Origin of the sequence: Streptomyces sp. NPDC058157, from assembly GCF_042884105.1 — a bacterium.
Taxonomy (GTDB): domain Bacteria; phylum Actinomycetota; class Actinomycetes; order Streptomycetales; family Streptomycetaceae; genus Streptomyces.
This window is the reverse complement of record NZ_JBHVUQ010000105.1, coordinates 1-26,389: the sequence shown is the minus strand read 5'-3', so window position 1 is coordinate 26,389 and position 26,389 is coordinate 1. Positions and strand designations below refer to the sequence as shown.

General features: G+C 73.2%; 24 protein-coding genes and 1 riboswitch. Of the genes, 20 read left to right on the top strand and 4 right to left on the bottom strand.

Annotated elements, in window-relative coordinates:
• Window positions 1–112: 112 nt before the first annotated feature.
• The gene (locus tag ACFVXK_RS24245; protein WP_389614930.1) at window positions 113–772 is read left to right on the top strand and encodes a DJ-1/PfpI family protein; all 660 of its coding nucleotides are present in this window, start codon (window positions 113–115) and stop codon (window positions 770–772) included.
• Here ACFVXK_RS24245 and ACFVXK_RS24240 read toward each other — a convergent pair.
• On the bottom strand, window positions 741–1,508 hold the full coding sequence (locus ACFVXK_RS24240) for an enoyl-CoA hydratase/isomerase family protein (protein WP_389614918.1): 768 nt from the start codon (window positions 1,506–1,508) through the stop codon (window positions 741–743). The genes ACFVXK_RS24245 and ACFVXK_RS24240 overlap by 32 nt on opposite strands.
• Before the next feature lie 81 nt (window positions 1,509–1,589).
• On the opposite strand from ACFVXK_RS24240, the gene ACFVXK_RS24235 reads away from it, so the two are divergent.
• Window positions 1,590–2,264, top strand: coding sequence for an HdeD family acid-resistance protein (locus ACFVXK_RS24235; RefSeq protein ID WP_389614916.1), 675 nt, complete (start codon window positions 1,590–1,592; stop codon window positions 2,262–2,264).
• 130 nt (window positions 2,265–2,394) lie between these two features.
• On the top strand, window positions 2,395–2,889 hold the full coding sequence (locus ACFVXK_RS24230) for an ATP-binding protein (RefSeq protein ID WP_389614928.1): 495 nt from the start codon (window positions 2,395–2,397) through the stop codon (window positions 2,887–2,889).
• 54 nt (window positions 2,890–2,943) lie between these two features.
• On the opposite strand, the gene idi is transcribed toward ACFVXK_RS24230, so the two are convergent.
• Both idi and ACFVXK_RS24220 read right to left on the bottom strand, forming a co-directional pair.
• Window positions 2,944–3,546: an isopentenyl-diphosphate Delta-isomerase gene (idi, locus tag ACFVXK_RS24225; protein ID WP_389614914.1), complete on the bottom strand. Its 603-nt coding sequence runs from the start codon at window positions 3,544–3,546 to the stop codon at window positions 2,944–2,946.
• Between the two features lie 130 nt (window positions 3,547–3,676).
• Window positions 3,677–4,927, bottom strand: a complete 1,251-nt coding sequence (locus ACFVXK_RS24220) for a methyltransferase domain-containing protein (protein ID WP_389614926.1) — start codon at window positions 4,925–4,927, stop codon at window positions 3,677–3,679.
• 409 nt (window positions 4,928–5,336) lie between these two features.
• Here ACFVXK_RS24220 and ACFVXK_RS24215 point away from each other — a divergent pair, with 409 nt between their 5' ends.
• The 15 genes from ACFVXK_RS24215 (at window position 5,337) to ACFVXK_RS24145 (ending at window position 22,858) form a co-directional block, all read left to right on the top strand.
• On the top strand, window positions 5,337–7,103 hold the full coding sequence (locus tag ACFVXK_RS24215) for a DUF5941 domain-containing protein (RefSeq protein ID WP_389614924.1): 1,767 nt from the start codon (window positions 5,337–5,339) through the stop codon (window positions 7,101–7,103).
• Complete coding sequence (locus ACFVXK_RS24210; RefSeq protein WP_389614912.1) at window positions 7,100–7,852, top strand: sugar phosphate nucleotidyltransferase; 753 nt, start codon at window positions 7,100–7,102, stop codon at window positions 7,850–7,852. The genes ACFVXK_RS24215 and ACFVXK_RS24210 overlap by 4 nt, the downstream gene beginning before the upstream one ends.
• Window positions 7,840–8,901, top strand: a complete 1,062-nt coding sequence (locus ACFVXK_RS24205; protein ID WP_389614910.1) for an iron-containing alcohol dehydrogenase family protein — start codon at window positions 7,840–7,842, stop codon at window positions 8,899–8,901. The genes ACFVXK_RS24210 and ACFVXK_RS24205 overlap by 13 nt, the downstream gene beginning before the upstream one ends.
• Window positions 8,879–9,658, top strand: coding sequence for a CDP-alcohol phosphatidyltransferase family protein (locus ACFVXK_RS24200; RefSeq protein ID WP_389614908.1), 780 nt, complete (start codon window positions 8,879–8,881; stop codon window positions 9,656–9,658). Before ACFVXK_RS24205 ends, ACFVXK_RS24200 begins: the two co-directional genes overlap by 23 nt.
• A 35-nt stretch (window positions 9,659–9,693) precedes the next feature.
• The gene (locus tag ACFVXK_RS24195) at window positions 9,694–10,539 is read left to right on the top strand and encodes a glycosyltransferase family 2 protein (protein WP_389614922.1); all 846 of its coding nucleotides are present in this window, start codon (window positions 9,694–9,696) and stop codon (window positions 10,537–10,539) included.
• A 96-nt stretch (window positions 10,540–10,635) separates the two neighbouring features.
• On the top strand, window positions 10,636–11,571 hold the full coding sequence (locus tag ACFVXK_RS24190) for an ABC transporter permease (RefSeq protein WP_389614906.1): 936 nt from the start codon (window positions 10,636–10,638) through the stop codon (window positions 11,569–11,571).
• A complete protein-coding gene (locus ACFVXK_RS24185; RefSeq protein WP_389614904.1) occupies window positions 11,564–12,346 on the top strand; it encodes an ABC transporter ATP-binding protein in 783 nt (260 codons plus the stop codon). Before ACFVXK_RS24190 ends, ACFVXK_RS24185 begins: the two co-directional genes overlap by 8 nt.
• A 328-nt stretch (window positions 12,347–12,674) precedes the next feature.
• Window positions 12,675–13,625, top strand: coding sequence for a squalene synthase HpnC (hpnC, locus tag ACFVXK_RS24180; protein WP_389614902.1), 951 nt, complete (start codon window positions 12,675–12,677; stop codon window positions 13,623–13,625).
• Entirely contained in the window at window positions 13,622–14,572 is a 951-nt protein-coding gene (gene hpnD, locus ACFVXK_RS24175) for a presqualene diphosphate synthase HpnD (protein ID WP_100862452.1), read from the top strand. The genes hpnC and hpnD overlap by 4 nt, the downstream gene beginning before the upstream one ends.
• 448 nt (window positions 14,573–15,020) lie before the next feature.
• Complete coding sequence (gene hpnE, locus ACFVXK_RS24170) at window positions 15,021–16,421, top strand: hydroxysqualene dehydroxylase HpnE (protein WP_389614900.1); 1,401 nt, start codon at window positions 15,021–15,023, stop codon at window positions 16,419–16,421.
• A gap of 62 nt (window positions 16,422–16,483) precedes the next feature.
• Window positions 16,484–17,584: a polyprenyl synthetase family protein gene (locus ACFVXK_RS24165; protein ID WP_389614898.1), complete on the top strand. Its 1,101-nt coding sequence runs from the start codon at window positions 16,484–16,486 to the stop codon at window positions 17,582–17,584.
• A 117-nt stretch (window positions 17,585–17,701) separates the two neighbouring features.
• Window positions 17,702–19,750: a squalene--hopene cyclase gene (gene shc, locus ACFVXK_RS24160; RefSeq protein WP_389614896.1), complete on the top strand. Its 2,049-nt coding sequence runs from the start codon at window positions 17,702–17,704 to the stop codon at window positions 19,748–19,750.
• The gene (locus ACFVXK_RS24155) at window positions 19,750–20,388 is read left to right on the top strand and encodes a 1-hydroxy-2-methyl-2-butenyl 4-diphosphate reductase (protein ID WP_389614894.1); all 639 of its coding nucleotides are present in this window, start codon (window positions 19,750–19,752) and stop codon (window positions 20,386–20,388) included. The genes shc and ACFVXK_RS24155 overlap by 1 nt, the downstream gene beginning before the upstream one ends.
• 5 nt (window positions 20,389–20,393) lie before the next feature.
• A complete protein-coding gene (gene hpnH, locus ACFVXK_RS24150; protein ID WP_389614892.1) occupies window positions 20,394–21,425 on the top strand; it encodes an adenosyl-hopene transferase HpnH in 1,032 nt (343 codons plus the stop codon).
• Window positions 21,422–22,858: an aspartate aminotransferase family protein gene (locus tag ACFVXK_RS24145; RefSeq protein ID WP_389614890.1), complete on the top strand. Its 1,437-nt coding sequence runs from the start codon at window positions 21,422–21,424 to the stop codon at window positions 22,856–22,858. Before hpnH ends, ACFVXK_RS24145 begins: the two co-directional genes overlap by 4 nt.
• 39 nt (window positions 22,859–22,897) lie before the next feature.
• Here the strand turns inward: ACFVXK_RS24145 and ACFVXK_RS24140 are convergent, their stop codons facing one another.
• The gene (locus tag ACFVXK_RS24140; protein ID WP_389614920.1) at window positions 22,898–23,662 is read right to left on the bottom strand and encodes a tyrosine-protein phosphatase; all 765 of its coding nucleotides are present in this window, start codon (window positions 23,660–23,662) and stop codon (window positions 22,898–22,900) included.
• 331 nt (window positions 23,663–23,993) lie between these two features.
• Window positions 23,994–24,186, top strand: a riboswitch (cyclic di-AMP (ydaO/yuaA leader).
• A 4-nt stretch (window positions 24,187–24,190) separates the two neighbouring features.
• Here ACFVXK_RS24140 and ACFVXK_RS24135 point away from each other — a divergent pair.
• Complete coding sequence (locus tag ACFVXK_RS24135; protein ID WP_389614888.1) at window positions 24,191–25,189, top strand: LysM peptidoglycan-binding domain-containing M23 family metallopeptidase; 999 nt, start codon at window positions 24,191–24,193, stop codon at window positions 25,187–25,189.
• Window positions 25,190–25,353: 164 nt separating this feature from the next.
• Window positions 25,354–26,139 carry an SGNH/GDSL hydrolase family protein gene (locus tag ACFVXK_RS24130; RefSeq protein WP_389614886.1) on the top strand — a complete coding sequence of 262 codons (786 nt, stop codon included), beginning with the start codon at window positions 25,354–25,356 and terminating at the stop codon, window positions 26,137–26,139.
• Window positions 26,140–26,389 lie beyond the last annotated feature (250 nt).

The window sequence follows — 26,389 nt, the reverse complement described above, 5'->3', positions numbered from 1 at the left end:
GGGTAGGGGACCTCGCCCCGCGCAGCGGCACACCCGGGTCCGCGCCCGGCGCAACAAGCGGCCACCCCGCCGGGGCGGCCCGACACGTCACAGCACCCCCTCCGGAGGAGACATGCAGATCGCCGTCCTGCTCTACGACCGCTTCACCGCCCTCGACGCCATCGGCCCCTACGAGACCCTCAGCCGCCTCGAAGGCGCCGAGACCGTCTTCGTGGCGGAGCACAAGGGCCCCGTGCGCACCGACAACGGCGCGGCCGTCCTCGTCGCCGAGAAGTCGCTCGACGAGGTGCCCCGCCCCGACATCGTCATCGTCCCCGGCGGCCCGCACCCCGAGGTGGAGATGAAGAACCCCGCCGTCCTCGACTGGCTCCGCTCCGTGGACGCCACCACCACCTGGACCACGTCCGTCTGCACCGGCTCGCTGCTCCTGGCCGCCGCCGGCCTGCTCGACGGGCGCCGGGCGACCAGCCACTGGCTGTACCTGGACCACCTGGCCCCCTTCGGGGCCGAGCCCACCGGCGAGCGGGTGGTCTTCGACGGCAAGTACGTCACCGCCGCCGGGGTCTCCTCCGGCCTGGACATGGGGCTCGGCCTGCTCGGCCGGATCGCCGGGGACGCCTACGCCCAGACCGTGCAGCTGATGTGCGAGTACGACCCCCAGCCGCCCTACGACGCCGGCTCCCCGGCCAAGGCCCCGGCCGAGATCGTCGCCCGGCTGCGCTCCGCCAACCCCCTGACGGCTAAGCCCCAGCCGGGCCGGGACGCCAGCTGAACACCGGGTCACGGCGTTCCAGGAAGGCGGCGACCCCCTCCGCGGTGTCGCCGCTCGCGGCCGCCTGGGCGCTCCAGTACGCGTCCCGGTCGGTGCGCCCGTCCGCGAACTCCTTCGCCGCGGCCTGCGTCAGCCGCGAGCGCGCGGTGAGGGTCCGGGTGAACTCCGCCACCCGCTCGTCCAGTTCGCCGGCCGGCAGCAGCTCGTTCAGGAACCCGGCCCGCAGCGCGGTCTCCGCCCCGATCAGCTCGGCCGAGAACAGCAGGTACTTGGCCCACGCCGGGCCCACCAGCGAGGCCAGCCGGCGGGTGGAGGAGGCCGGGTAGACGATGCCCAGCTTCGCCGGGGTCACCCCGAACCGCGCGCCCTCCTCCGCGAACCGCAGGTCGCACGCCGCCGCCAGCTGGCTGCCGCCGCCCACGCAGAAGCCGCGGACCGCCGCCACCGTCGGCTGGGGGAACGCGGCCAGGGCCTCCTCGGCCGCCACCGCCAGGGCCTGCGGGTCCTCGTCCCCGGTGAGGGAGGAGATGTCGGCGCCGGCGCAGAAGGTCGCACCGGCTCCGGTCAGGACCAGCACCCGTACGGCCGGGTCGGCGGCCAGCTCCGCCAGCAGCTCCGGCAGGGCGCGCCACATGGCGGCCGTCATGGCGTTCCGCTTGGCGGGGTGGGAGAGGGTGACCGTGGCCACCCCGTCGGCGACCGTGTGGCGGAGGGCTGCTTCCCGGGCTGCGTCCATGCGCCGGATGCTATCCCGGGGCGACGATCCTATGATCAAGGGGACTCCGTCCCCCGGGGGGTGCGAGGAGGTGGCCCGCCCATGGGCGTCGACCGGAAGGCCGAGCGGAAGGCCGAGCGGAAGCAGCAGCCGCAGCAGCAGGAGAAGAAGAAGCTCGGCCGCAGCTTCGGGCTGCTGGCGCTCCTCGGTGTGGTCCTGGTGCTGGCGGGGCTGGTGGGCCTCGTCTACGCCGGGGTGGCCACCCTGACCTCGATGTTCCTCTTCGGCTGGCTGCTGCTGGTCGGCGGGCTGGTCGGTCTCGTCCAGGCGGTCCAGTCGCGCCGGAGCAACTACTTCTGGCTGGCGGTCATCGTCGCCGCGGTCAACCTCGCCGCCGGGTTCGTGATCCTGCGCCGGCCCGAGGCGAGCGCCGAGGCGCTGACCATGTTCGCCGCGCTGCTGTTCCTCACCGGAGGGGTGTTCCGGCTCGCGGGCTCCCTGGTGGTGCGCGGACCCAACTTCGGGCTGTCCCTGATCCAGGGCGCCTTCGGGATCCTGCTCGGCATCCTGATCCTGTGGGGGTGGCCCGGCAGCAGCCTGTACGTGATCGGGACCTTCTTCTCCCTGGCGCTGCTGTTCGACGGGCTGAGCCTGGTGGCGGTGGGCATGGGCGCCCGGCGGATCCTGGGTCTGGTCAGGGAAGACACGGTGAGCGGGCAGGACACGGCAGCCGCTGCCAAGCGGAGCGTGGCGGATCAGGAACAGTCCAACAACTGACTCCGTCATACGCCGACGGTCAGAAAGTGTCCGATTGCTGCTGACTTCTGGTCAGCGGAGCGGTCCGGACCAGACGGCTCGCCACTCTTGACGCGTGGAGACGATCGAGCGTGAAGACGGGGGCCGGAACATGGACGACAGCGGGAGCATCCCGCAGGCCAGGGGAGGTGAGACGGCGGCTCCGGCCGACCCCCTCATGTACGAGGGGGTGTGGCGTTTCACCGCGCCGGCGGTAGAAGAATCCGTTCCGCAGGCCCGCCGGGCGGTCCGCGACCTGCTCGGCCGCCAGGGGGTGCCGGCCTCGCAGGACCTGGTGTACTCCCTGCTGCTGATCGTCTCCGAGCTGGTGACGAACTCGGTCCGGCACGCCGCCCTGCTCTCCCCGGAGGTGGCCGTCGAGGTGGCCGTGGGCCCGGAGTGGGTGCGGGTGGCCGTCGAGGACGACCACCCGTACCGGCCCAAGGCGCTCGAGGCCGACTTCGGCCAGACCGGCGGCCGGGGCCTGCTCCTGGTCCGCGAGGTCACCCTGGAGGCCGGCGGGGTGTGCGACGTCGAGCACACCTCCACCGGCGGCAAGGTGATCTGGGCCGCCCTGCCGCTCAAGGCCCCGGCCCGGCCCCTCTGAGACCCCGGGCCCGCCGCCCACCGGGCCCCGCACCGCACCCGAACGGCGCAGCGGCTACCAGCCGGCCGCGTCGCCGGTCAGTTCGCGGATCGCGGGACGCGCGGCGTCGAGCACCGTCATGAACCAGGCCGAGAACGGCGCCTCCGCGTGCCGCTTCGCCAGCTCCTCGGCCGTGACGAAGGCGGTGTCGCCGACCTCCTCCGGATCCGGGTGGAGCGAGGCCTGGGCGAGTCCCACGAACAGGTGGTTGTACTCCTGCTCGACCAGGCCCGAGGCCGGGTCCGGGTGGTTGTAGCGCACCGTCCCCGCCTGCGCGAGCAGGGAGGGCGAGAGCCCCAGCTCCTCGTGGGTGCGCCGGGCGGCCGCCGCGAACGGGGACTCGCCGGGGTACGGGTGACCGCAACAGGTGTTCGACCAGACGCCGGGGGAGTGGTACTTCCCGAGGGCGCGCTGCTGGAGCAGCAGCCGGCCCTGCTCGTCGAAGAGGAACACGGAGAACGCCCGGTGCAGCAGACCGGGGGCCTGATGGGCGGAGAGCTTCTCCGCCGTGCCGATGGTGTTGCCGGACTCGTCGACCAGCTCGAGCATGATCGGTTCTTGAGCGCCGGTGCCGGCGGACGCGCTGTTGTCGGCGTCAGTGGCTGATGTGGTCGGCATACCCATCCTTCGCTTCGGACTTCGGTCTTCAGTCTGCCGTACAAAAGGGGCTTGTCCCCACTTCGGTCATCCGCGCATGTCCGGCCCCCGCCGCGTGGTAACGGCGGGGGCCGGACGGCCCGTCAGGGCCTCAGACGCCGAAGGGGGCCGGATACCCGATCGTGCCCGCGGGCACCGGAACGGAATCGTCCAGCACCAGCGCCGTCATCGCCTCGTCCGGCACCTCGAACGGGGCCCGGATCCCGTAGCGCGAGGCCGGGACGAACCCGAAGCGCGGGTAGTACGACGGATGCCCCAGGACCAGCACCAACGCCTCCCCCCGCGCCGCGGCGGCCGCGAGCAGCGCCCGTACCACCGCGCTGCCCGCGCCCGAGCGCTGGAGCGCCGGATCGGCCGCCACCGGCGCGAGCGCGAGCGCCGGCGCGCCGTCCACCGTGCAGCGGGTCAGCAGGGCGTGCGCCGCCACCGACCCGTCCGGGCCCTCGGCCACGTACGACAGCCCCGGGAGCCAGGACCCGTCGGCGCGCAGCGCGTCCACGAGATCAGCCTCCAGCGGGGTCTCGAAGGCCGCCAGGTTGACGGCCCGCACGGCCGCCGCGTCGGCGGCGGTCTCGGGCCGGGTCCGCCAGCGGGTCCCGTCCGGGTCCGGGTCCCCGGCGGTCACCGGGGCCAGCACCCAGCCCCGGTAGCCGTACTCGTGCCCGTGCCGCTCCCGTACGGCGAGCTCCTGGCGGACGCCGGCCAGCGCGGCCGCCTCGGCGGGGGTGGCGGCGACGGCCGCCGCGGCCCGCTCGCCGAGCGGCCCGTAGTACTCCGCCCAGTCGGAGTCCGGCTGGAGGACGTCGCCCAGCAGCCGGTAGCCGGCCGCCTGGACGGCCGCGGTGTTGCGGGCGGTGGAGCGCAGCGGGTACTGCGGGTCCCAGAAGGCGCGGGCCCCGGCCGAGGGGTCCCCGGCGGTCCACTCGCATTCGCTGAGCACGAGCCGGCCGCCGGGGGCGAGGAGCCGCTTCCACTCGGTCAGCGCCCGGTCGAAGCCGAGGACAAAGGCGGAGCCCTCCGCCCAGACGAGGTCGAAGGAGCCGTCCTCGAAGGGCAGCGCGCCCATGTCGGCGCGCACCGCGCGGACCCGTCCGTCGAGGCCCCGGGCCTCGGCGGCGGAGCGCAGCTCCTCCAGGAACGGCTCGTGGAGGTCGACGGCGGTCACCTCGGCGCGGCCCGCCCCGCCCGCCTCGGCGGCGAGGAGCAGGGCGCTGCGGCCCGGACCGCAGCCGATGTCGAGGACGCGCGGCCGCTCGGGCAGCGGTCCGCACAGGGACAGCAGGTGCCGGGTGGTGGTGTCGGAACCGGGGGACTGCCGGGGCAGCCCGCGGTGCAGCTCCATGAAGGCCGCGAAGACCTCGTCGGCGGAGCTGTGGTCGTGGGTGTTGCTGGTGGTGTCGGTCAACGTGAACCCTTGAACGGGGGGCTCCGGCCGACGGGGCCTGTCGCCGTGATCAGGCGTGGATCAGACCCGGCCGGACGCCCGGGAAGACGGGGAGACGTACCGGAGTTCGCTGCGCGCGGCAGCGAGCGCTGCGACGGTCATCAATCCACCTCTTCCACGTTCCGAACCGGCGTCCACCTTAACATCCGTCCGCAAACCGGACGGATGGGGGCCGAACGGCTGATGAATGCCGTCTTCCATTCATCCGATAGCCTCTGCCGACAGCCGCAGCCGCCGTGCCGCCGCGCTTTCTGCCGCCGCCCACCAGGCGCCCGCCCGGAATGTTCGTTGCAAGGAGTGAGTCCGTCTGTCGACCGTCATCCTCACCGGCCTGCCGGTCCCCGGATCACCGCTTGAAGACGAGCTCCGTTCGCTCGGTTTCGACGTGCGCCCGGTCCCCGCTCCCGAAGACGCCCCCGAAGCGCTGGCCGGCGTGCCCGCCGGGCAGCGGGTGGCCGTCGTCGACAGCGGCTTCGTCGGGCACCCGCACGCGCTGCGCCTGGCCCTGACCGACCCGCGCTTCGAGGCCTGCGCCGTGACCGGCGCCTTCGCCGTCCAGCCCGGCGCCCGGGCCGCCCTGGAGCGGGCCGCGGCGCTCGCCCCGGACGGCGAGGGCCCCTACGCGGACCGGCTCGCCGCCGCCGTCGAGGCCTCCGGGACCACCGTCCAGCGGCCCGAGCTCGGCACCCTCGTCGCCGCCGTGCCCGCCGGGGAGGCGGAGCGCGCCGAGGCCCTGGCCGCCGTGGCGGCCGTGGACGACGAGGCCGTACGGCTGCGCAGCGCGGTCAAGGCCCGCGACGGGTTCTTCACCACCTTCTTCATCAGCCCGTACTCGCGCTACATCGCCCGCTGGTGCGCGCGCCGCGGTCTGACCCCCAACCAGGTCACCACCGCCTCCCTGCTCACTGCGCTGCTCGCGGCGGGCTGCGCCGCCACCGGCGAGCGCTGGGGCTACGTCACCGCGGGCGTGCTGCTGCTCGTCTCCTTCGTCCTGGACTGCACCGACGGGCAGCTCGCCCGCTACTCGCTCCAGTACTCGACGATGGGCGCCTGGCTGGACGCGACCTTCGACCGGGTGAAGGAGTACGCCTTCTACGCGGGCCTCGCGCTCGGAGCGGCCCGGAACGGGGACGACGTCTGGGCGCTCGCGCTCGGCTCGATGATCCTGATGACCTGCCGGCACGTGGTCGACTTCTCCTTCAACGAGGCCAACCACGACGCCACGGCCAACACCAGCCCCACCGCCTCCCTCTCCGGCCGGCTCGACAGCGTCGGCTGGACCGTCTGGGTCCGGCGGATGATCATCCTGCCGATCGGCGAGCGCTGGGCGATGATCGCGGTCCTCACGGCGGCGACCACCCCCCGGATCGTCTTCTACGCCCTGCTGGCCGGCTGCGCCTTCGGCGCGCTCTACACCACCGCCGGACGCGTCCTGCGCTCGGTGACGCGCAAGGCGAAGCGGACCGACCGGGCGGCCAAGGCCCTGGCCGACCTCGCCGACTCGGGACCGCTCGCCGGGCTGGTCGCCTCGCACCCGCTGCGCGGCCTGCGCCTGCCCTTCGCGGTGCTGGGCGCGGTCGTGGTGGTCGGAGCCGCCTGCTACGAGCCGTTCGGCAGCCCGGTCGTCGTCTTCGCCGCCCTGCTGTACGTCGTGCTCAGCGGTGACGCCGTGGGCGCGCCGCTGCGCGGCCCGCTGGACTGGCTGCTGCCCCCGCTGTTCCGGGCCGCCGAGTACACCACCGTCCTCGTCCTGGCCGTCAAGGCGGACGTCCCGGGGGCCCTTCCGGCCGCATTCGGACTGGTCGCGGCGGTCGCCTACCATCACTACGACACGGTCTACCGCATCCGCGGTGGCTCGGACGCCCCCCCGCGCTGGCTGGTGTGGACGACGGGCGGCCACGAGGGCAGGGTCCTGCTGACCACGGCTCTGGCCGCCGTCCTCACCCGTGACGCGTTCCCCGTCGCGCTCACGGCCATGGCCGTGTTCGTGGCCGTGGTCGTGCTCGTGGAGAGCATCCGTTTCTGGGTCTCCGCCGGAGCACCCGCCGTACACGACGAAGGAGAACCCGCATGATCGGCCTTGTCCTCGCTGCCGGTGCCGGACGCCGTCTGCGTCCCTACACCGACACCCTGCCCAAGGCCCTCGTGCCCGTCGGCCCCGAGGGGCAGGAGGACAGCCTCACCGTCCTCGACCTGACCCTGGGCAACTTCGCCGAGGTCGGTCTGACCGAGGTCGCGATCGTCGTCGGCTACCGCAAGGAGGCCGTGTACGAGCGCCGCGAGGCGCTGGAGGCCAAGTACGGGGTCAAGATCACGCTGATCGACAACGACAAGGCCGAGGAGTGGAACAACGCCTACTCCCTGTGGTGCGCGCGTGACGTCCTCAAGCAGGGCGTGATCCTCGCCAACGGCGACACCGTCCACCCGGTCTCCGTCGAGAAGACCCTCCTCGCCGCCCGCGGCAACGGCCAGAAGATCATCCTCGCCCTCGACACGGTCAAGAACCTGGCCGACGAGGAGATGAAGGTCGTGGTCGGCGGCGCCGAGGGCGTGCGGAAGATCACCAAGCTGATGGAGCCGGCCGACGCGACCGGCGAGTACATCGGCGTCACCCTCATCGAGCCGGAGGCCGCCGAGCAGCTGGCCGAGGCCCTGAAGACCACCTTCGAGCGCGACCCCGACCTCTACTACGAGGACGGCTACCAGCAGCTCGTGAACGACGGCTTCACCATCGACGTGGCCCCCATCGGCGACGTGAAGTGGGTCGAGATCGACAACCACGACGACCTCGCCAAGGGCCGGACGATCGCATGCCAGTACTGACGCGGCTGATCCCCTCGCCGGTCGTCGTCGACATCAGCCGGGGCGCGATGGACAAGCTGGACGGCATCCTCGCCGACCAGCGGATCTCCGCGTCCGGCCGGCTCGCGATCGCGATCAGCGGGGGCTCCGGGCAGGCGCTGCGCGCCCGTCTGGAGCAGGCCCTGCCGCACGCCGACTGGTACCCGGTCGTCGACGGCACCATCGACTCGGCGGTCAAGCTCGCCGACGACATAAAGGGCCGCCGCTACGACGCCGTCGTGGGCCTGGGCGGCGGCAAGATCATCGACGTGGCGAAGTACGCCGCGGCGCGGGTCGGGCTGCCCATGGTGGCCATCGCCACCAACCTCTCCCACGACGGCATCTGCTCCCCGGTGTCCATCCTGGACAACGACAACGGCCGGGGCTCCTACGGCGTGCCCACGCCGATCGCCATGGTCATCGACCTCGACGTGATCCGCGAGGCGCCCACGCGCTTCGTGCGCGCCGGCATCGGCGACGTGATCTCCAACATCTCGGCCATCGCCGACTGGGAGCTCTCGCACAAGATCACCGGTGAGGCCGTGGACGGCCTGGCCGCGGCCATGGCCCGCACCGCGGGGGAGTCCGTGCTGCGCCACCCCGGCGGCTGCGGCGACGACGAGTTCCTCACCGTGCTCTCCGAGGCCCTCGTGCTCTCCGGCATCGCCATGTCGATCAGCGGCGACAGCCGCCCCTCGTCCGGCGCCTGCCACGAGATCAGCCACGCCTTCGACCTGCTCCACCCCGGGCGCTCCGCGCTCCACGGCGAGCAGGTCGGCATCGGCGCCGCCTTCGCCATGCACCTGCGCGGCGCCCGCGAGCAGTCCGGGCTGTTCGTCGAGGTGCTGCGCCGCCACGGCCTGCCCGTGCTGCCCGAGGAGATCGGCTTCAGCGCCGACGAGTTCGTCGCGGCCGTGGAGTACGCCCCCCAGACCCGCCCGGGACGGTTCACCATCCTGGAGCACCTCAACCTGTCCGCAGCCGAGATCAGGGACGCTTACGCCGACTATGCCCAGACCATCCGTAGCTGAACTGCGCCCCGTCGTTCACCCGGCGGGCGTCAAGGACCGGCGCAGTGGCGAGCACTGGGGCGGCCGCCTCTACATGCGCGAGATCTCCCTGCGCATCACCCGCCTGCTGGTCACCACCAAGGTCACGCCCAACCAGCTGACCTACGTGATGACCCTGAGCGGTGTCCTGGCCGCGCCGGCCCTGCTGGTGCCGGGCGTCTGGGGCGCCGTCCTCGGGGTGCTCGCCGTCCAGGGCTACCTGCTGCTCGACTGCGTCGACGGCGAGGTCGCCCGCTGGAAGAAGCAGTTCTCGCTCTCCGGCGTCTACCTGGACCGCGTCGGCGCCTACCTGTGCGACGCGGCGGTCCTCGTCGGCTTCGGGCTGCGCGCCGCCGACCTGTGGGGCGGCGGCCGGATCGACTGGCTGTGGGCCTTCCTGGGCACCCTCGCGGCCCTCGGCGCGATCCTGATCAAGGCCGAGACCGACCTGGTCGGCGTCGCCCGCCACCAGGCGGGCAAGCCCGTGGTCCAGGAGTCCGCCGCCGAGCCGCGCTCCTCCGGCATGGCCCTGGCCCGCCGGGCCGCCGCCGCGCTGAAGTTCCACCGCCTGGTCCTCGGCATCGAGGCCTCGCTGCTCATCCTGGTGCTGGCGGTCCTCGACCAGGTCCGCGGCGACCTGTTCTTCTCCCGCCTCGGTGTCGCCGTACTGGCCGGCATCGCGCTGCTGCAGACGGTGCTGCACCTGGTGTCCATCCTCGTGTCGAGCAGGCTGCGGTGAGCGCCCCGCTGCGCGTCGGCGCGGTGATCATCACCATGGGCAACCGCCCCGACGAGCTGAAGGCGCTGCTGGACTCGGTGGCCCGCCAGGACGGCGACCCCGTCGAGGTGGTCGTCGTCGGCCAGGGCGTCGAGGTCACCGGCCTCCCCGAGGGCGTCCGGACCGTGCACCTCCCGGAGAACCTGGGCATCCCAGGCGGCCGCAACGTCGGCATCGAGGCCTTCGGCCCCGGCGGCCGCGACGTGGACGTCCTGCTCTTCCTCGACGACGACGGGCTCCTGGAGCGCACCGACACCGCCGAGCTGTGCCGGCAGGCCTTCGCCGAGGACCCGGAGCTGGGGATCGTCAGCTTCCGCATCGCCGACCCGGACACCGGGGCGACCCAGCGCCGCCACGTGCCCCGGCTGCGCGCCTCCGACCCGATGCGCTCCTCCCGCGTGACCACCTTCCTGGGCGGCGCCAATGCCGTCCGCACGAAGGTCTTCGAGCAGGTGGGACTGCTGCCGGCCGAGTTCTTCTACGCCCACGAGGAGACCGACCTGGCATGGCGGGCCCTGGACGCCGGGTGGCTGATCGACTACCGCGCGGACATGGTGCTGCTGCACCCGACGACCGCGCCCTCCCGGCACGCGGTCTACCACCGTATGGTGGCCCGTAACCGGGTGTGGCTCGCCCGGCGCAACCTGCCCGCCCCGCTGGTGCCGGTCTACCTGGGGGTCTGGCTGGTGCTGACGCTGGTGCGCAGGCCCTCGGCACCGGCCCTCAAGGCCTGGTTCGGCGGGTTCAAGGAGGGCTGGACCTCCCCCTGCGGTCCCCGGCGCCCCATGCGGTGGCGTACGGTCTGGCGGCTGACGCGACTGGGCCGACCGCCTGTCATCTGAGAAGCTCGCGTCTGGGACCATAAGCCCCGATCACGGGTCCGGCGTTCCAGGCCCGACGCCCCACCTGCGCATCTGGAAGACGGAAAGTTTCAACTTGTGAGTGACACAACCCCCGACGGCGCCCTCGCCACGAGCAAGCCGCCGTCCGACGACGCGGGGCTGACCCCGGAGCAGCTCGCCGTCAAGTACGGCCTGTCCGTCAGCGGCGCGCGGCCCACCCTGGGCGGATACGTGCGCCAGCTCTGGGACCGGCGCCACTTCATCATGGCGTTCTCCCGGGCCAAGCTGGTCGCCCAGTACAGCGAGGCGAAGCTCGGGCAGATCTGGCAGGTGGCGACCCCGCTGCTCAACGCGCTGGTCTACTACCTGATCTTCGGTCTGATCATGAACGCGGGCCGCGGCATGCCCAAGGGGGTCTACATCCCCTTCCTGGTGACGGGCATCTTCGTCTTCACCTTCACCCAGAGCTCGCTGATGGCCGGCGTCCGGGCCATCCCCGGCAACCTCGGACTGGTCCGCGCCCTGCACTTCCCGCGCGCCTCCCTGCCGATCTCCTTCTCGATGCAGCAGCTCCAGCAGCTGCTGTACTCGATGATCGTCGTGCTGATCGTCACGATCTCCTTCGGCAACTACCCGAGGCTGTCCTGGCTGCTGGTCGTCCCGACGCTGGCGCTGCAGTTCGTCTTCAACACCGGCCTCGCGCTGATCTTCGGGCGGATGGGCGCGAAGACCCCCGACCTCGCGCAGCTGATGCCGTTCATCACGCGCACCTGGATGTACGCCTCGGGCGTCATGTTCTCGATCAGCGGGGCGCTCAAGGACCGGCACGTGCCGGCGTGGGTCACCGACGTGCTCCAGTGGAACCCGGCGGCGATCTACATGGACCTGATCCGGTACGCGCTGATCGACGACTACGGCCGGCACCACCTGCCGCCGCACGTCTGGGCCTTCGCCGTCGGCTGGGCCGTCGTGATCGGCCTCGGCGGTTTCGTGTACTTCTGGAAGGCTGAGGAGCGTTACGGCCGTGGCTGACAACACCCAGGGCCGCGTGCCCACCGTCATCGCCGACGAGGTGCACATCGTGTACCGCGTCAACACCGGCAGCTCCGGCAAGGGCAGCGCCACCGCCGCGCTCAGCAAGATCATGCGCCGCGGCAAGGGCGACGCCCCGGGCGTGCGCAAGGTCCACGCCGTGCGCGGGGTCTCCTTCACCGCCTACCGCGGCGAGGCCATCGGCCTCATCGGCTCCAACGGCTCCGGCAAGTCCACCCTGCTGCGCGCCATCGCCGGCCTGCTGCCCTGCGAGTCCGGCAAGGTCTACACCGACGGCCAGCCCTCGCTGCTCGGCGTCAACGCCGCGCTGATGAACGACCTCACCGGCGAGCGCAACGTCGTCCTCGGCGGGCTCGCGATGGGCATGAGCCGCGAGCAGGTGAAGGAGCGCTACCAGGACATCGTCGACTTCTCGGGGATCAACGAGAAGGGCGACTTCATCTCCCTGCCGATGCGCACCTACTCGTCCGGCATGGCCGCGCGCCTGCGGTTCTCCATCGCCGCGGCCAAGGACCACGACGTCCTGATGATCGACGAGGCGCTCGCCACCGGTGACCGCAAGTTCCAGGTCCGCTCCGAGGCGCGCATCCGCGAGCTGCGGGAGAAGGCGGGCACGGTCTTCCTGGTGAGCCACAACAACAACTCCATCCGCGACACCTGCAGCCGGGTGCTGTGGCTGGAGAAGGGCGAGCTCCTGATGGACGGGCCCACCGAAGAGGTCGTCGCGGCGTACGAGAAGGCCAGCAGCCACTGACCCGCCCCCCTCTCACGCCAGGCCCCCGCCGCTCCCCGCGGCGGGGGCCTCGCCGTGCGGCCGACATTCCGGGCGTGGTGGGCACCCGATAGACCCCCGTGGTGTTGTACGGCGTAAGCTGTACCAGTTCTGAATCGCGCCAAGAGGGGACGATTCCCCGCAGCCGGTTCCCCCGGGCCACTCCGGGATACTCCCCGGTAAACTCCGCGGCGTGTCCGAAATGGGATGACTTGGGTCGGCAGTGTAGAACGGGAGACGTGACGGCAATGGCTACGGGAATTCTGCGGCCCCCAGGCACAGCGGCCGTCCCGGCCCCGGGCGGCGGCCGGTGACCCCCGGGCACGGCGTCCGTCACCCGTCGGCCCCGGCCCCCGGCGGCGCCCCCGGCGCGCACGCCGGCGCCACCCTCGCCAAGGCCGCCTCGGAGAACTTCCCCGTCGCCCCCGCCTTCCTGCCCCGCGCCTGGCGCCAGGGCCTGATGGCGGTCTACGGCTACGCCCGCCTCGTCGACGACATCGGCGACGGCGACCTCGCCCCCGGCGGCCGCGACGCCGTCCTCCTCGGCCTCGACCCGGCCGCCGCCGACGACCGCCCCGCGATGCTCGACGCCCTGGAAGCCGACCTGCTGCGCGTCTTCGGCGGCACCGACGGCCCCCCGCGCCACCCCCTGCTGCTCGCCCTCCAGCCCGTCGCCCGCGAGCACCGCCTCAGCCCCGAGCACTTCCTCGGGCTCATCGAGGCCAACCGCCAGGACCAGCGGGTCGCCCGCTACGCCACGTACGGGGAACTCCTCGCCTACTGCGAGCTCTCCGCCAACACCGTCGGCCGCCTCGTGCTGGAGCTCACCGGCACCAGCACCCCCGAGCGGATCCGCCGCTCCGACGCCGTCTGCACCGCCCTGCAGATCGCCGAACACCTCCAGGACGTCACCGAGGACCTCGCCCGCGACCGGATCTACCTCCCGGCCGAGGACATGCGGCGCTTCCGCGTCGCCGAGGCCGACCTCGGGGCCCGCTCCGCCGGAGCGTCCGTGCGTTCCCTGATCGCCTTCGAAACAGAACGCACATACGGACTCCTGAATGAAGGCACCCCCCTCGTGGGTAGCGTGCACGGCAGGCTACGGCTGTTGCTCGCGGGGTTCGTGGGAGGGGGGCGAGCCGCCCTGCGGGCGATCTCGGCCGCCGGTTTCGACGTCCTGCCCGGCCCGCCCAAGCCCACCCGAGGCCTGCTCCTCCGCGAGGTGGCCGCCGTCCTGCGCACAGCGCCGAGAAAGGGGTGAGCCCGAACGTGGAGGGCCCCAACCACGCGTCCGTCCCGTCCGCCCCGGTCCTCGCCGCCTACAGCTACTGCGAGGCCGTGACCGGGACCCAGGCGCGCAACTTCGCCTACGGCATCCGGCTGCTGCCGACCGACAAGCGGCAGGCGATGTCCGCGCTGTACGCCTTCTCGCGCCGCGTCGACGACATCGGCGACGGCACCCTCGCCCCCGAGGCCAAACTGGCCCGCCTGGAGGACACACGCGCCGTCCTCGGCCGGATCAGGGCCGGAGAGGTAGACGAGGACGACACCGACCCGGTCGCCGTCGCCCTCGCGCACGCCGCCCGCCGCTTCCCGATCCCGCTCGGCGGCCTCGACGAACTCATCGACGGGGTCCTGATGGACGTCCGCGGCGAGGAGTACGAGACCTGGGACGACCTCAAGGCCTACTGCCGCTGCGTCGCCGGCGCCATCGGCCGGCTCTCGCTCGGCGTGTTCGGCACGGTCGGCCCCGGCGAGCACGCCGAGGAGTACGCCGACACCCTGGGGCTGGCCCTCCAGCTCACCAACATCCTCCGCGACGTCCGCGAGGACGCCGGCAACGGGCGCACCTACCTGCCCGCCGAGGACCTCGCCAAGTTCGGCTGCTCCGAGGGCTTCCGCAGCGGCCGCCTCCCCGCCGGCTCCGACTTCCCGGGCCTGGTCCACCACGAGGTCCGGCGCGCCCGCGCCCTCTTCACCGAGGGGTACCGGCTGCTGCCCATGCTCGACCGGCGCAGCGGCGCCTGCGTGGCCGCGATGGCCGGCATCTACCGGCGCCTGCTGGACCGCATCGAGCGCGAACCCGCGGCCGTCCTGCGCGGACGCGTCTCGCTGCCGACCCACGAGAAGGCGTACGTGGCCGTGCGCGGCCTCTCCGGCCTCGACGCCCGCACCATCTCCCGCCAGACCGCCCGGAGGCGCGCCTGATGCCGCCCACCCCGGCTCCGCCCACCCCGCGGACCCCGGGCAGCGCCCGGGGCCGGTCCGTCGGCCCGGTCCGGTGGGCCGGCCCCGCCGGGTCCGCAGCCGCCGCCCCGGCCCGGCCCGCCGCGCAGGTGCGGGGCACCGTCCCGTCCCGTCCCTCGGCTCCAGGCTCCGCCGTGGCCCTGGCTCCGGGGTGCGCCTCGAGCGGCCCCGCCGGGCCGGTGCGGGGTTCCGTGACGGCCTGGATCGTCGGCCAGGCCCGGTCCGTGGCCCCGGCCCGCGGGTCCGGCCCGTGGCGGAGCCGACCGTGCCCGGCCCCGCAGGCCCCCGCGGCCCCGCGCCCCGGCCGGGCAACCCGCGGGCGCGTGGACGCGTCCTACCGGCCGGGCCCCGCCCGTACCGCGGCAGCACCCCCCGGCCCCGAGGGCCGGCGCACCACACGGGAGGCATCATGAGCGGCAGCGGAACCGGCAGCGGAACCGGCAGCGACCGCGCCGTCGTCATCGGCGGCGGGCTCGCCGGAGTCACCGCCGCCCTCGAACTCGCCGACGCCGGACTGCGGGTCACCCTCCTCGAAGGACGCCCCCGGCTCGGCGGCCTCGCCTTCTCCTTCAAGCGCGGCGACCTGACCGTCGACAACGGCCAGCACGTCTACCTGCGCTGCTGCACCGCCTACCGGTGGTTCCTCGACCGGGTCGACGGCGCCGCCCTCGCCCCGCTCCAGGACCGCCTCGACGTCCCCGTCCTCGACGTGGCCCACCCCGCCGGGCCCCGCCTGGGCCGGCTGCGCCGCAGCGCCCTGCCCGTCCCGCTGCACCTCGCCGCCTCCCTGGCCACGTACCCGCACCTCTCCCTCGCCGAGCGGGCCTCCGTCGGCCGCGCCGCCCTCGCCCTGCGCCGCCTCGACCCCGCCGACCCCGCGCTCGACGGCCTGGACTTCGCCACCTGGCTCGCCCGGTACGGCCAGAGCCCGCGCACCGTCGAGGCCCTGTGGGACCTCGTCGGCATCGCCACCCTCAACGCCACCGCCGCGCAGTCCTCCCTGGGCCTGGCCGCCATGGTCTTCAAGACCGGCCTGCTCTCCGAGAACGGCGCCGCCGACATCGGCTGGGCCCGCGTCCCGCTCGGCGACCTCCACGACACCCTCGCCCGCAAGGCCCTCGACTCCGCCGGCGTCCGCACCGAGCTGCGCACCCGTGTCACCGCCGTCACCCGCGGCGGTGACGGCGACTGGCGGGTCGACACCGACGGGGAGTCCTTCGACGCCGGGACCGTCGTCCTCGCCGTCCCGCAGCGCGAGGCCCACGGGCTGCTGCCCCACGGCGCGCTCGCCGACCCCGACAAGCTCCTCGACATCGGCACCGCCCCGATCCTCAACGTCCACGTCGTCTACGACCGCAAGGTGCTCCGGCAGCCCTTCTTCGCCGCCCTCGGCACCCCCGTCCAGTGGGTCTTCGACCGCACCGACTCCTCCGGACTCACCGACGGCGGCCAGTACCTGGCCCTGTCCCAGTCCGTCGCCCAGGACGACATCGACGAACCCGTCTCGGTCCTGCGCGCCAAGTACCTGCCCGAACTGGAACGGCTGCTGCCGGCCGCCCGCGGCGCGAAGGTACGGGACTTCTTCGTCACCCGCGAGCGCACCGCCACCTTCGCCCCCACCCCCGGCGTCGGCCGGCTGCGCCCCGGCCCCCGGACCGACACGCCGGGGCTCTATCTCGCCGGTGCGTGGACCGCCACCGGCTGGCCCGCGACCATGGAGAGCGCCGTCCGCAGCGGCCTCGGCGCGGCACACGCCGCGCTCGCCGCTCTCGGCCGCCCCCGCGAACATCCTCTGCAGGAGGCGGTATGACGACCACCACGAGCACCACCAGCACGACCCGCACAGCACGTACAGGAACCAGAGGAGAGCCAGTGAACCCGGGGAACCCGGCTGTCGAGAACACGGATGCCGGCGCGGGCACGGCCGGCGCCGGAGCGGAGAAGACCGACACCCTCGCCCTCCTCGAACGCGGCCGCACGCTGTCGACCCCCGTGCTCCGCGCGGCGGTCGACCGGCTCGCGGCGCCCATGGACACCGTCGCCGCCTACCACTTCGGCTGGATCGACGCCCAGGGCAACCCGGCGGACGGCGACGGCGGCAAGGCCGTGCGCCCCGCCCTCGCCCTGCTCTCCGCCGAGGCGGCCGGGGCCCCCGCCGAGGTCGGCATCCCCGGCGCCGTCGCCGTGGAACTCGTCCACAACTTCTCGCTGCTGCACGACGACCTGATGGACGGCGACGAGCAGCGCCGCCACCGCGACACGGTCTGGAAGGTCCACGGCCCCGCGCTGGCCATCCTCGTCGGCGACGCCCTCTTCGCGCTCGCCAACGAGGTGCTGCTGGAGCTCGGCACCGCCGAGGCCGGCCGCGCCACCCGCCGGCTGACCACCGCCAGCCGCAAGCTCATCGACGGCCAGGCCCAGGACATCTCCTACGAGCACCGCGAGCGCGTCAGCGTTCAAGAGTGCCTCGAGATGGAAGGGAACAAGACCGGAGCCCTGCTCGCGTGCGCGGTGTCCATCGGCGCCGTCCTCGGCGGCGCCGACGACCGCACGGCCGACAAGCTGGAGGAGTACGGCTACCACCTCGGCCTCGCCTTCCAGGCCGTCGACGACCTCCTCGGCATCTGGGGCGACCCCGAGTCCACCGGCAAGCAGACCTGGAGCGACCTGCGCCAGCGCAAGAAGTCCCTGCCCGTCGTCGCGGCCCTCGCCGCGGGCGGACCCGCATGTGAGGAGCTTGCGAGGCTGCTCGCGGCCGATGCCAAGAGCAACGACTTCGAGAACTTCTCGGAGGAGGAGTTCGCCCACCGCGCCGCCCTGATCGAGGCCGCCGGCGGCCGCCAGTGGACCGCCGACGAGGCGCGCCGCCAGCACGCGATCGCCGTTCGAGCGCTCGACGACGTGGACATGCCGCAGCGGGTGCGCGAGCAGCTCGTCGCGCTCGCCGACTTCGTCGTCGTGCGCAAGAGGTGATCTTCGCCGGAAAGTGGATATGAATCGCGAGTCGCCGGCCGGGTGCCCCTCCTCCTGAGAGGACCCCGGCCGACGGCAGACCCTGGCACAGCCGACGAACGGTACGAAGGGGAAGCCATGACAGCGACGACCGACGGCGGCGGTGCGATCACCGACGGCGCCGATCCGCGACACGACAGCACGGCGGCCCCCGCCGCCACGGCCGCGGGCCCGTCCGGCGAGGACACCGGCCTGCTCAAGGGAGTCCAGGAGGCCACCGACCGGGCCGTCCGCGAACTGCTGGACCGCCAGGACGCGGACGGCTGGTGGAAGGGCGACCTCCAGACCAACGTCACCATGGACGCCGAGGACCTGCTGCTGCGCCAGTTCCTCGGCATCCGCGACGAGGCGACCACCCGGGCCGCCGCCCTCTTCATCCGCGGCGAGCAGCAGCCCGACGGCACCTGGGCCACCTTCCACGGCGGCCCGCCCGAACTCTCCGCCACCATCGAGGCGTACGTGGCCCTGCGGCTGGCCGGGGACCTGCCCGACGCCCCGCACATGGCCCGCGCCTCCGCCTGGATCCGCGAGCAGGGCGGCATCGCCTCGGCCCGGGTGTTCACCCGCATCTGGCTGGCCCTCTTCGGCTGGTGGAGCTGGGAGCACCTGCCCGAACTCCCGCCCGAGCTGGTCTTCCTGCCGTCCTGGGTGCCGCTGAACATCTACGACTTCGGCTGCTGGGCCCGCCAGACGATCGTCCCGCTGACCGTCGTCTCCGCGCTGCGGCCCGTCCGCCCGGCCCCCTTCGCCCTCGACGAGCTGCACGCCGACGCCCGCGAGCCGAACCCGGCCAAACCACTGGCCCCGGTGGCCAGTTGGGACGGGGCCTTCCAGCGCATGGACAAGGCCCTGCACCTCTACCGGCGCTTCGCCCCGGGCCGGCTGCGCAAGGCGGCCATGGCCGCCGCCGGCCGCTGGATCGTCGAGCGCCAGGAGAACGACGGCTGCTGGGGCGGCATCCAGCCCCCCGCCGTGTACTCCGTGATCGCCCTGCACCTGCTCGGCTACGACCTGGGGCACCCGGTGATGCGGGCGGGACTGGAATCCCTCGACCGCTTCGCCGTCTGGCGCGAGGACGGCGCCCGCATGGTCGAGGCCTGCCAGTCTCCGGTCTGGGACACCTGTCTCGCCGCCATCGCCCTGGCCGACGCGGGCGTGGGCGCCGACCACCCGGCGCTGGTGAAGGCCGCCGACTGGATGCTCGGCGAGGAGATCCGGCGCAGCGGGGACTGGGCCGTGCGCCGCCCCGGACTCGCCCCGGGCGGCTGGGCCTTCGAGTTCCACAACGACACCTACCCCGACATCGACGACACCGCCGAGGTGGTCCTGGCCCTGCGCCGGATCCGCCACCCGGAGCCGGCGAAGGTGGAGGCCGCCATCGCCCGCGGCACCTCCTGGACCCTCGGGATGCAGTCCAAGGACGGGGCCTGGGCCGCCTTCGACGCCGACAACACCAGCCCGTTCCCCAACCGGCTGCCCTTCTGCGACTTCGGCGAGGTCATCGACCCGCCGTCCGCCGACGTCACCGCCCACGTGGTGGAGATGCTCGCCGCCGAGGGGAAGGCCGGCGACCCGCGCGCCCGGCGCGGCATCGCCTGGCTGCTCGCCGAACAGGAGCCGGAGGGCAGCTGGTTCGGCCGCTGGGGCACCAACTACGTGTACGGGACGGGCTCGGTGGTCCCCGCCCTGACCGCCGCCGGGATCTCCCCCCGGCACCCCGCCGTGCGGCGGGCCGTCGGCTGGCTGGAGTCCGTGCAGAACGCGGACGGCGGCTGGGGCGAGGACCAGCGCTCCTACAAGGACCGCTCCTGGGCGGGGAAGGGCGCCTCCACGGCCTCCCAGACCGCGTGGGCGCTGATGGCCCTGCTGGCGGCGGGGGAGCGGGAGGGCGAGGCCGTCCGGCGCGGGCTCGCGTACCTGGTGCAGACCCAGCGCGCCGACGGCACCTGGGACGAGCCGTACTTCACCGGGACGGGCTTCCCCTGGGACTTCTCCATCAACTACCACCTCTACCGGCAGGTGTTCCCGCTCACCGCCCTGGGCCGCTACCTGTACGGGGAGCCCTTCGGCCCGGGCGCCGCGGGGACCGGCGCCGCCGCCGCTGCCGTCGCGGCCGAGGGGGTCTGATGTCCGCCCGGGCGGCCCCGTCCGCGCCGCCGCTGCTGATCGCCTGCGCCCTGCGCATCGAGCGGGCGGCCCTCGGCGGTACGGGCCGCGGCGCCGGCGGGGGCACCGTGCTGCGCACCGGGATGGGCCCGCGCGCCGCCGACCGGGCCGTGGCCCGGGCCCTGGGGCGCCCGGGGATGGAACGCGCCGCCGTCCTCGCCACCGGCTTCTGCGCCGGCCTGGTCCCCGGGATGAACCCCGGAGACCTCGTCGTCGCGGAGGAGACCCGCGATCCCCGCGGGGCGGTCCCCTGCACCGGTACCGCCCTGCTCGCCGGGGCACTGGCCCGCGCCGTTCCGGGGCGGACCGTGCACACCGGCGTACTGACCGGCTCCGACCACGTCGTCCGGGGACAGGAGCGCGACCGGCTGCGGGCCGCCGGCGCGATCGCCGTCGACATGGAGTCCGCGGCCACCCTGTGGACCGCTTCCGGGGCGGGCCGCCCGGTTGCGGCCGTCCGGGTGATCGTGGACGCTCCGGAGCACGAGCTCGTCCGTATCGGCACGGTACGCGGTGGAATATCTGCCTTCCGTGTCCTACGTGCCGTACTGCCCGCTTTTCATGAATGGCACCGTTCGTTGCTGATTCCCAGGAGGTGAACCAGATGGCCATGCCGCTGCGACAGTCCATCAGGGTCGGGACCTATCTTCTCGAACAGAAGCTCCGCAAGCGTGAGAAGTTCCCGCTGATCGTCGAGCTGGAGCCGCTCTACGCGTGCAACCTGGCCTGTGAGGGGTGCGGCAAGATCCAGCACCCGGCCGGCGTCCTCAAGCAGCGCATGCCCGTCGCCCAGGCGGTCGGCGCCGTCCTGGAGTCCGGCGCGCCCATGGTGTCCATCGCGGGCGGCGAGCCCCTGATGCACCCCCAGATCGACGAGATCGTCCGGCAGCTGGTGGCCCGGCGGAAGTACGTCTTCCTCTGCACCAACGCCATGCTGCTCCGCAAGAAGATCGAGAAGTTCACCCCGTCCCCCTACTTCGCCTTCGCCGTGCACATCGACGGACTGCGCGAACGCCACGACGAATCCGTGGCCAAGGAAGGTGTGTTCGACGAGGCCGTCGCCGCGATCAAGGAGGCGAAGCGGCGCGGATTCCGCGTGACCACCAACTCCACCTTCTTCAACACCGACACCCCGCAGACCGTCATCGAGGTGCTGAACTACCTCAATGACGACCTCCAGGTGGACGAAATGATGATCTCGCCCGCCTATGCCTACGAAAAGGCCCCCGACCAGGAACACTTCCTGGGCGTCGAGCAGACCCGGGAACTCTTCAAGAAGGCCTTCGCGGGCGGCAACCGCCGCCGCTGGCGGCTGAACCACTCGCCGCTCTTCCTGGACTTCCTCGAAGGCAAGGCCGATTTCCCCTGCACCGCCTGGGCCATTCCGAACTACTCCCTCTTCGGCTGGCAGCGCCCCTGCTACCTGATGAGCGACGGATACGTCCCCACCTACCGGGAACTGGTGAACGACACCGACTGGAGCAAGTACGGCCGCGGCAAGGACCCGCGCTGCGCCAACTGCATGGCGCACTGCGGCTACGAGCCCACCGCCGTCCTCGCCACCATGGGCTCCCTCAAGGAGTCCCTGCGCGCCGCCCGCGAGACGGTCGCCGGGAACCGGGACGCGTCGGCATGACGGAGCCGCAGGCAGGGGCGGCCGGCGGGGGAGGGGCGGCCGGCGCGGCGGGCGGTGGTTTCGACCTCGCCGCGCTGCTCGCCGAGCGCGGCGGGGAGCGCTACGAGCTGCACGCCCGCCACCTCAACCACCAGCTGCCCCGCATGCTGCGCACCATCGGCTTCGACAAGGTCTACGTGCGCGCCGAGGGCGCCCACTTCTGGGACGCCGAGGGCAACGACTACCTCGACATGCTCGCCGGCTTCGGAGTGATGGGCCTGGGCCGCCACCACCCGGTGGTCCGCCGCGCCCTGCACGACGTCCTGGACGCCCAGCTCGCCGACCTGACCCGCTTCGACTGCCAGCCGCTGCCCGGGCTGCTGGCCGAGAAGCTGCTCTCCCACAGCCCCCACCTGGACCGGGTCTTCTTCGGCAACAGCGGCACCGAGGCGGTCGAGACCGCCCTGAAGTTCGCCCGCTACGCCACCGGCCGGCCCAGGGTCCTCTACTGCGACCACGCCTTCCACGGGCTCACCACGGGCTCGCTGTCGGTCAACGGCGAGGGCGGGTTCCGCGACGGCTTCGCCCCGCTGCTGCCCGACACGAAGATCGCCCTCGGGGACCTGGGGGCGCTGGAGCGCGAGCTGCGCCGGGGCGACGTGGCCGCCTTCGTGGTCGAGCCGATCCAGGGCAAGGGGGTGCACGCCGCCCCGCCGGGGTTCCTGCGCGCCGCCCAGGAGCTCCTGCACCGGCACAAGGCGCTGCTGATCGCCGACGAGGTGCAGACCGGCCTCGGACGGACCGGGGACTTCTACGCGTACCAACACGAACCGGGCGTGGAGCCGGACCTGGTGTGCGTGGCCAAGGCGCTCTCCGGCGGCTACGTGCCCGTCGGCGCGACCCTGGGCAAGGACTGGATCTTCCAGAAGGTGTACTCGTCCATGGACCGCGTCCTCGTGCACTCCGCGAGCTTCGGCGCCAACGCCCAGGCGATGGCGGCCGGGCTGGCGGTCCTGCACGTCATGGAGGACGAGCGGGTCGTGGCCAACGCCCGGGCCATGGGCGACCTGCTGCGCGGGCGGCTGGCCGCGCTCGTGGACGAGTACGAGATGCTCCACGAGGTGCGCGGCCGCGGGCTGATGATCGGCATCGAGTTCGGCCGGCCGTCCTCGCTGGGCCTGCGCAGCCGCTGGACCATGCTCCAGGCGGCCCGCAAGGGGCTGTTCGCCCAGATGGTCGTGGTGCCGCTGCTGAACCGGCACCGGATCCTCACCCAGGTCTCGGGGGACCACCTGGAGGTCATCAAGCTGATCCCGCCGCTGATCGTGGACGAGGCGGACGTGGACCGGTTCGTCGGGGCCTTCCGGGAGGTCATGGACGAGGCGCACGGCGGGGGCTCGCTGATGTGGGACTTCGGCCGGACCCTGGTCAAGCAGGCCGTCGGCAACCGCTGACGGTACGGGGCCCCGGTACGCCGGGGCCCCGCGCGGGGCTCAGTCCAGCAGCCGGTCGCGCAGCCGCTCCCGGGTCTCCGGGGTGAGCCCCAGGCCCTCGGAGAGGTAGCGGTCCGGCCCGCCCCAGTACGCGTCGACGGTCTCGTACGCCGCGACCAGGTACTCGGGGCGGGCGTCGAACAGCGGCGCCAGCAGCTCCGTCACCTCGGCGGGCCGGGTCTCGGGCGTCTCGGCGCCGCGCAGCATCCGGTAGCGGTTGTGCGGGGCGTTCGACTCCATGTAGTCGGCCACGATGGCGTCGCGGTCCACCCCGAGGGCGAGCAGGGTGACGGCGATCGACAGGCCCGCCCGGTCCTTGCCCGCCGCGCAGTGCAGGAGCGCGGGCACGCTGTCCTCGGCGAGGGCGCGCACCACCAGGCCGTGCTCGGCGGTGCGGTGGCGGACCATCTCGCGGTACGACTCCGCCATGCGGGCGGCCGCCCTGCCGTCGCCCAGGAGGGAGCGGAGCTGGTCGAGGCCGCCCTCGCGGACCATCCGCCAGAACTGGCCGCCGTCGGCCGGGTCCGAGAGCGGGACGTTCACGTTCCGCACGCCCGGCAGGTCGACGTCCGGGCCCTCGACGGCCCGGTCGGCGGCGTTGCGGAAGTCGAAGACGGTGTGCAGGCCGAGGGAGGCGAGGAATTCTGCATCGGTTTCGGTGGCATGCGCCAGATGTCCGCTTCGGAACAGCCGTCCCGGCCTGACCCTCCGTCCGTCCGTGGTCGGCAAGCCGCCCACGTCGCGGAAATTGCGCACTCCGGTCATCTCGGGCGTGGGTTCGGGGTGCGCGGGAAGGTCCTGCGGTATCTGCTGGGTCACGTCTGCTCCTCCACGGTGCGCCGCTTGTCCGAATTGCTCTGGTTGGAACCAACTTGCCATAGGTGGACGGGAGATCGGGCCGAACTCCGTGAGCCAGATCATACGGTGACCGAGCGTGCCTGATCGCGGAACTCGAATTCCCATGCCGGGACGGTTGTTGGCGGCGCGGAATGGACGCAGGGTGACCAGAATTTCGTCGCTCGCTCATACCTGCTATTCCGTCAGGGAATTCGCGGCTTGTTGCCCGCGCCCCCGCTGGATTACCTTCGCGAGCGATCCGGGTGGACCGCCTAATCCTGCCGCCGCCCGGGAACCGCACCCGACCATGACGCGCGGCAGGAGCGGGGGAACCAGGTAGGCCGCCGGGCCGGATCGAAATCCGGCGCGGCTCGGGGTGAAGCCGTACCCGTACGGCCGGACATCTCCAGTCCGAACCCGACAGCTCACCTCGCAGGCGCCGGAGAGGAATTCGCCATGCCCGGAAAGGGTAAGCACCGCCGTCCGAAGTCCCGTTCCATATCCCGCGGCCTGGCCTTCGCCGGCACCGGGGGCGCCGCCCTCGCGCTGCCGCTGACGGGCGCCGCCGCGGCCCACGCGGCCGCCCCCGCCGCCGCGGCCCCGGCCGTCGCGTCCGCCCAGGCCCCGCAGGCACTGCGGGCGGCCGTCCCCGCCGCGGCCCCGGCCGCCGCCCCGTCCGTCTACACGGTCGTCTCCGGCGACTGCCTCTCGGTCATCGCCGCCGAGCGCGGGATCTCCGGCGGCTGGGAGCAGCTGTACGCCGACAACCGCGAGGCCGTCGGCGACGACCCCTCCCTCATCCACCCGGGTCTGCGCCTGGCCCTCGGCGCGGCCGCCGCCCCCGCCGCCCCCAAGCCGGCTGCGGCCCCCGCCCAGGGGTCCTCGAGCGGAACTCCGGCGGCCGGTGAGGACACCGCCGACGCCGCCCCGGCCGAGGAGGCCCCCGCCGCGTCGGGCGCCGCGGGCTCCGCACCGCTGAAGGGGGCCACCGCCCCCTCTCGCGGAATGAAGCAGTCCGCGCCCGCCGCCCAGTCCGCGCCCGCGAGCGCCGCCGGGTTCGTCGCCCCCGTCGGCGGCGGCATCTCCACCCAGTACCGGACGCCCGGCGCCATGTGGTCCTCCGGCTACCACACCGGCGTCGACTTCATCGCGAGCACCGGCACCACCGTCCGGGCCGTCGGCGCGGGCACCGTGGTTTCCGCAGGCTGGGGCGGTGCCTACGGCAACCAGGTCGTCATCCGGCACGCCGACGGCAAGTACTCCCAGTACGGCCACCTGTCCCAGCTGAACGTCTCGACGGGCCAGACCGTCACCGCCGGCCAGAGCATCGGCCTCTCCGGCGCCACCGGCAACGTGACCGGCCCGCACCTCCACTTCGAGATCCGCACGGGCCCGTCCTACGGCTCCGACATCGACCCGCTGGCCTACCTCCGCTCGAAGGGCGTCAGCGTCTGAGACCGCCGCTGCGGCGGAGCACCGACGCGCGCGGGGCCGGGACCCGAGGGGGGTCCCGGCCCCGCGTGTACTTATTCCTTATCCCCCGCGTGGTATAGATCACGGTCCGTCAACCCCTCATTACGTTGGCGTAGGTTGGCGGCGGGGGTGAAGGATGGGTTCCCGTGGCAGCGACGAAGACGACACTCAAGACCATCGGCTCGTACGCGGCGATCGGGGACAGCTTCACCGAAGGCGTGGGGGACCCGGGACCCGGGGATTCGTATCTCGGCTGGGCGGACCGGCTCGCCGTACTCCTGGCGGATCAGCGCGACGAGCACGACTTCCGGTACGCGAACCTCGCGGTACGCGGCAAAGTCCTCGACCAGATCGTCGAGGAGCAGCTTCCGCGGGCCAAGGAACTGGCCCCCGACCTCGTCTCCTTCTGTGCGGGCGGCAACGACATCATCCGGCCCGGCAGCGACCCCGACGACGTGGCGGAGCGCTTCGAGGCGGCCGTGGCCGACCTCACCGGCGCCGTCGGCCTCGTCATGATCACCACCGGTTTCGACACCCGGGGCGTACCCGTCCTCAAGCACCTGCGCGGCAAGATCGCGACGTACAACGTCCACGTGCGCGCCATCGCCGACCGCTACGGCTGCCCGGTGCTCGACCTGTGGTCGCTCAAGACCGTCCAGGACCGCCGTGCCTGGGACGGCGACCGCCTCCACCTCTCGCCCGAGGGCCACACCCGCGTCGCGCTGCGCGCCGCGCAGGTCCTCGGCTACGAGGTCCCCGCCGACCCCGACCAGCCCTGGCCGCCGGCCGCGCCGCGCGGCTCGGTGGACGTCACCCGGGACAACATCCAGTGGGCGCGCGAGCACCTCGTGCCGTGGATCGGGCGGCGGCTGCGCGGGGAGTCCTCCGGCGACCACGTCGAGGCCAAGCGCCCGGACCTGCTCCCGCTCTGACCCGGACGGCCGGGCCCGGCGCCGAGCCGGGCCCGCGCCGCGCGGCCCGCGGGCGCGGTCGGGAGCGGGCCGGGACAGGGCCGGCGGGCGGCCGGGACACGGCCGGGAAACGGCCGGGACACGGCCGGCAGGCGGCCGGGAGCGGGCCCGGAGCCGACCGGGCGGAATCCTGGGAAGCCGGTGCGCGTTGGGATGGTCGTGGGCGTACCCCGCCCCACCCCACCCGCACTACCCAGGAGGCGCCTTGACC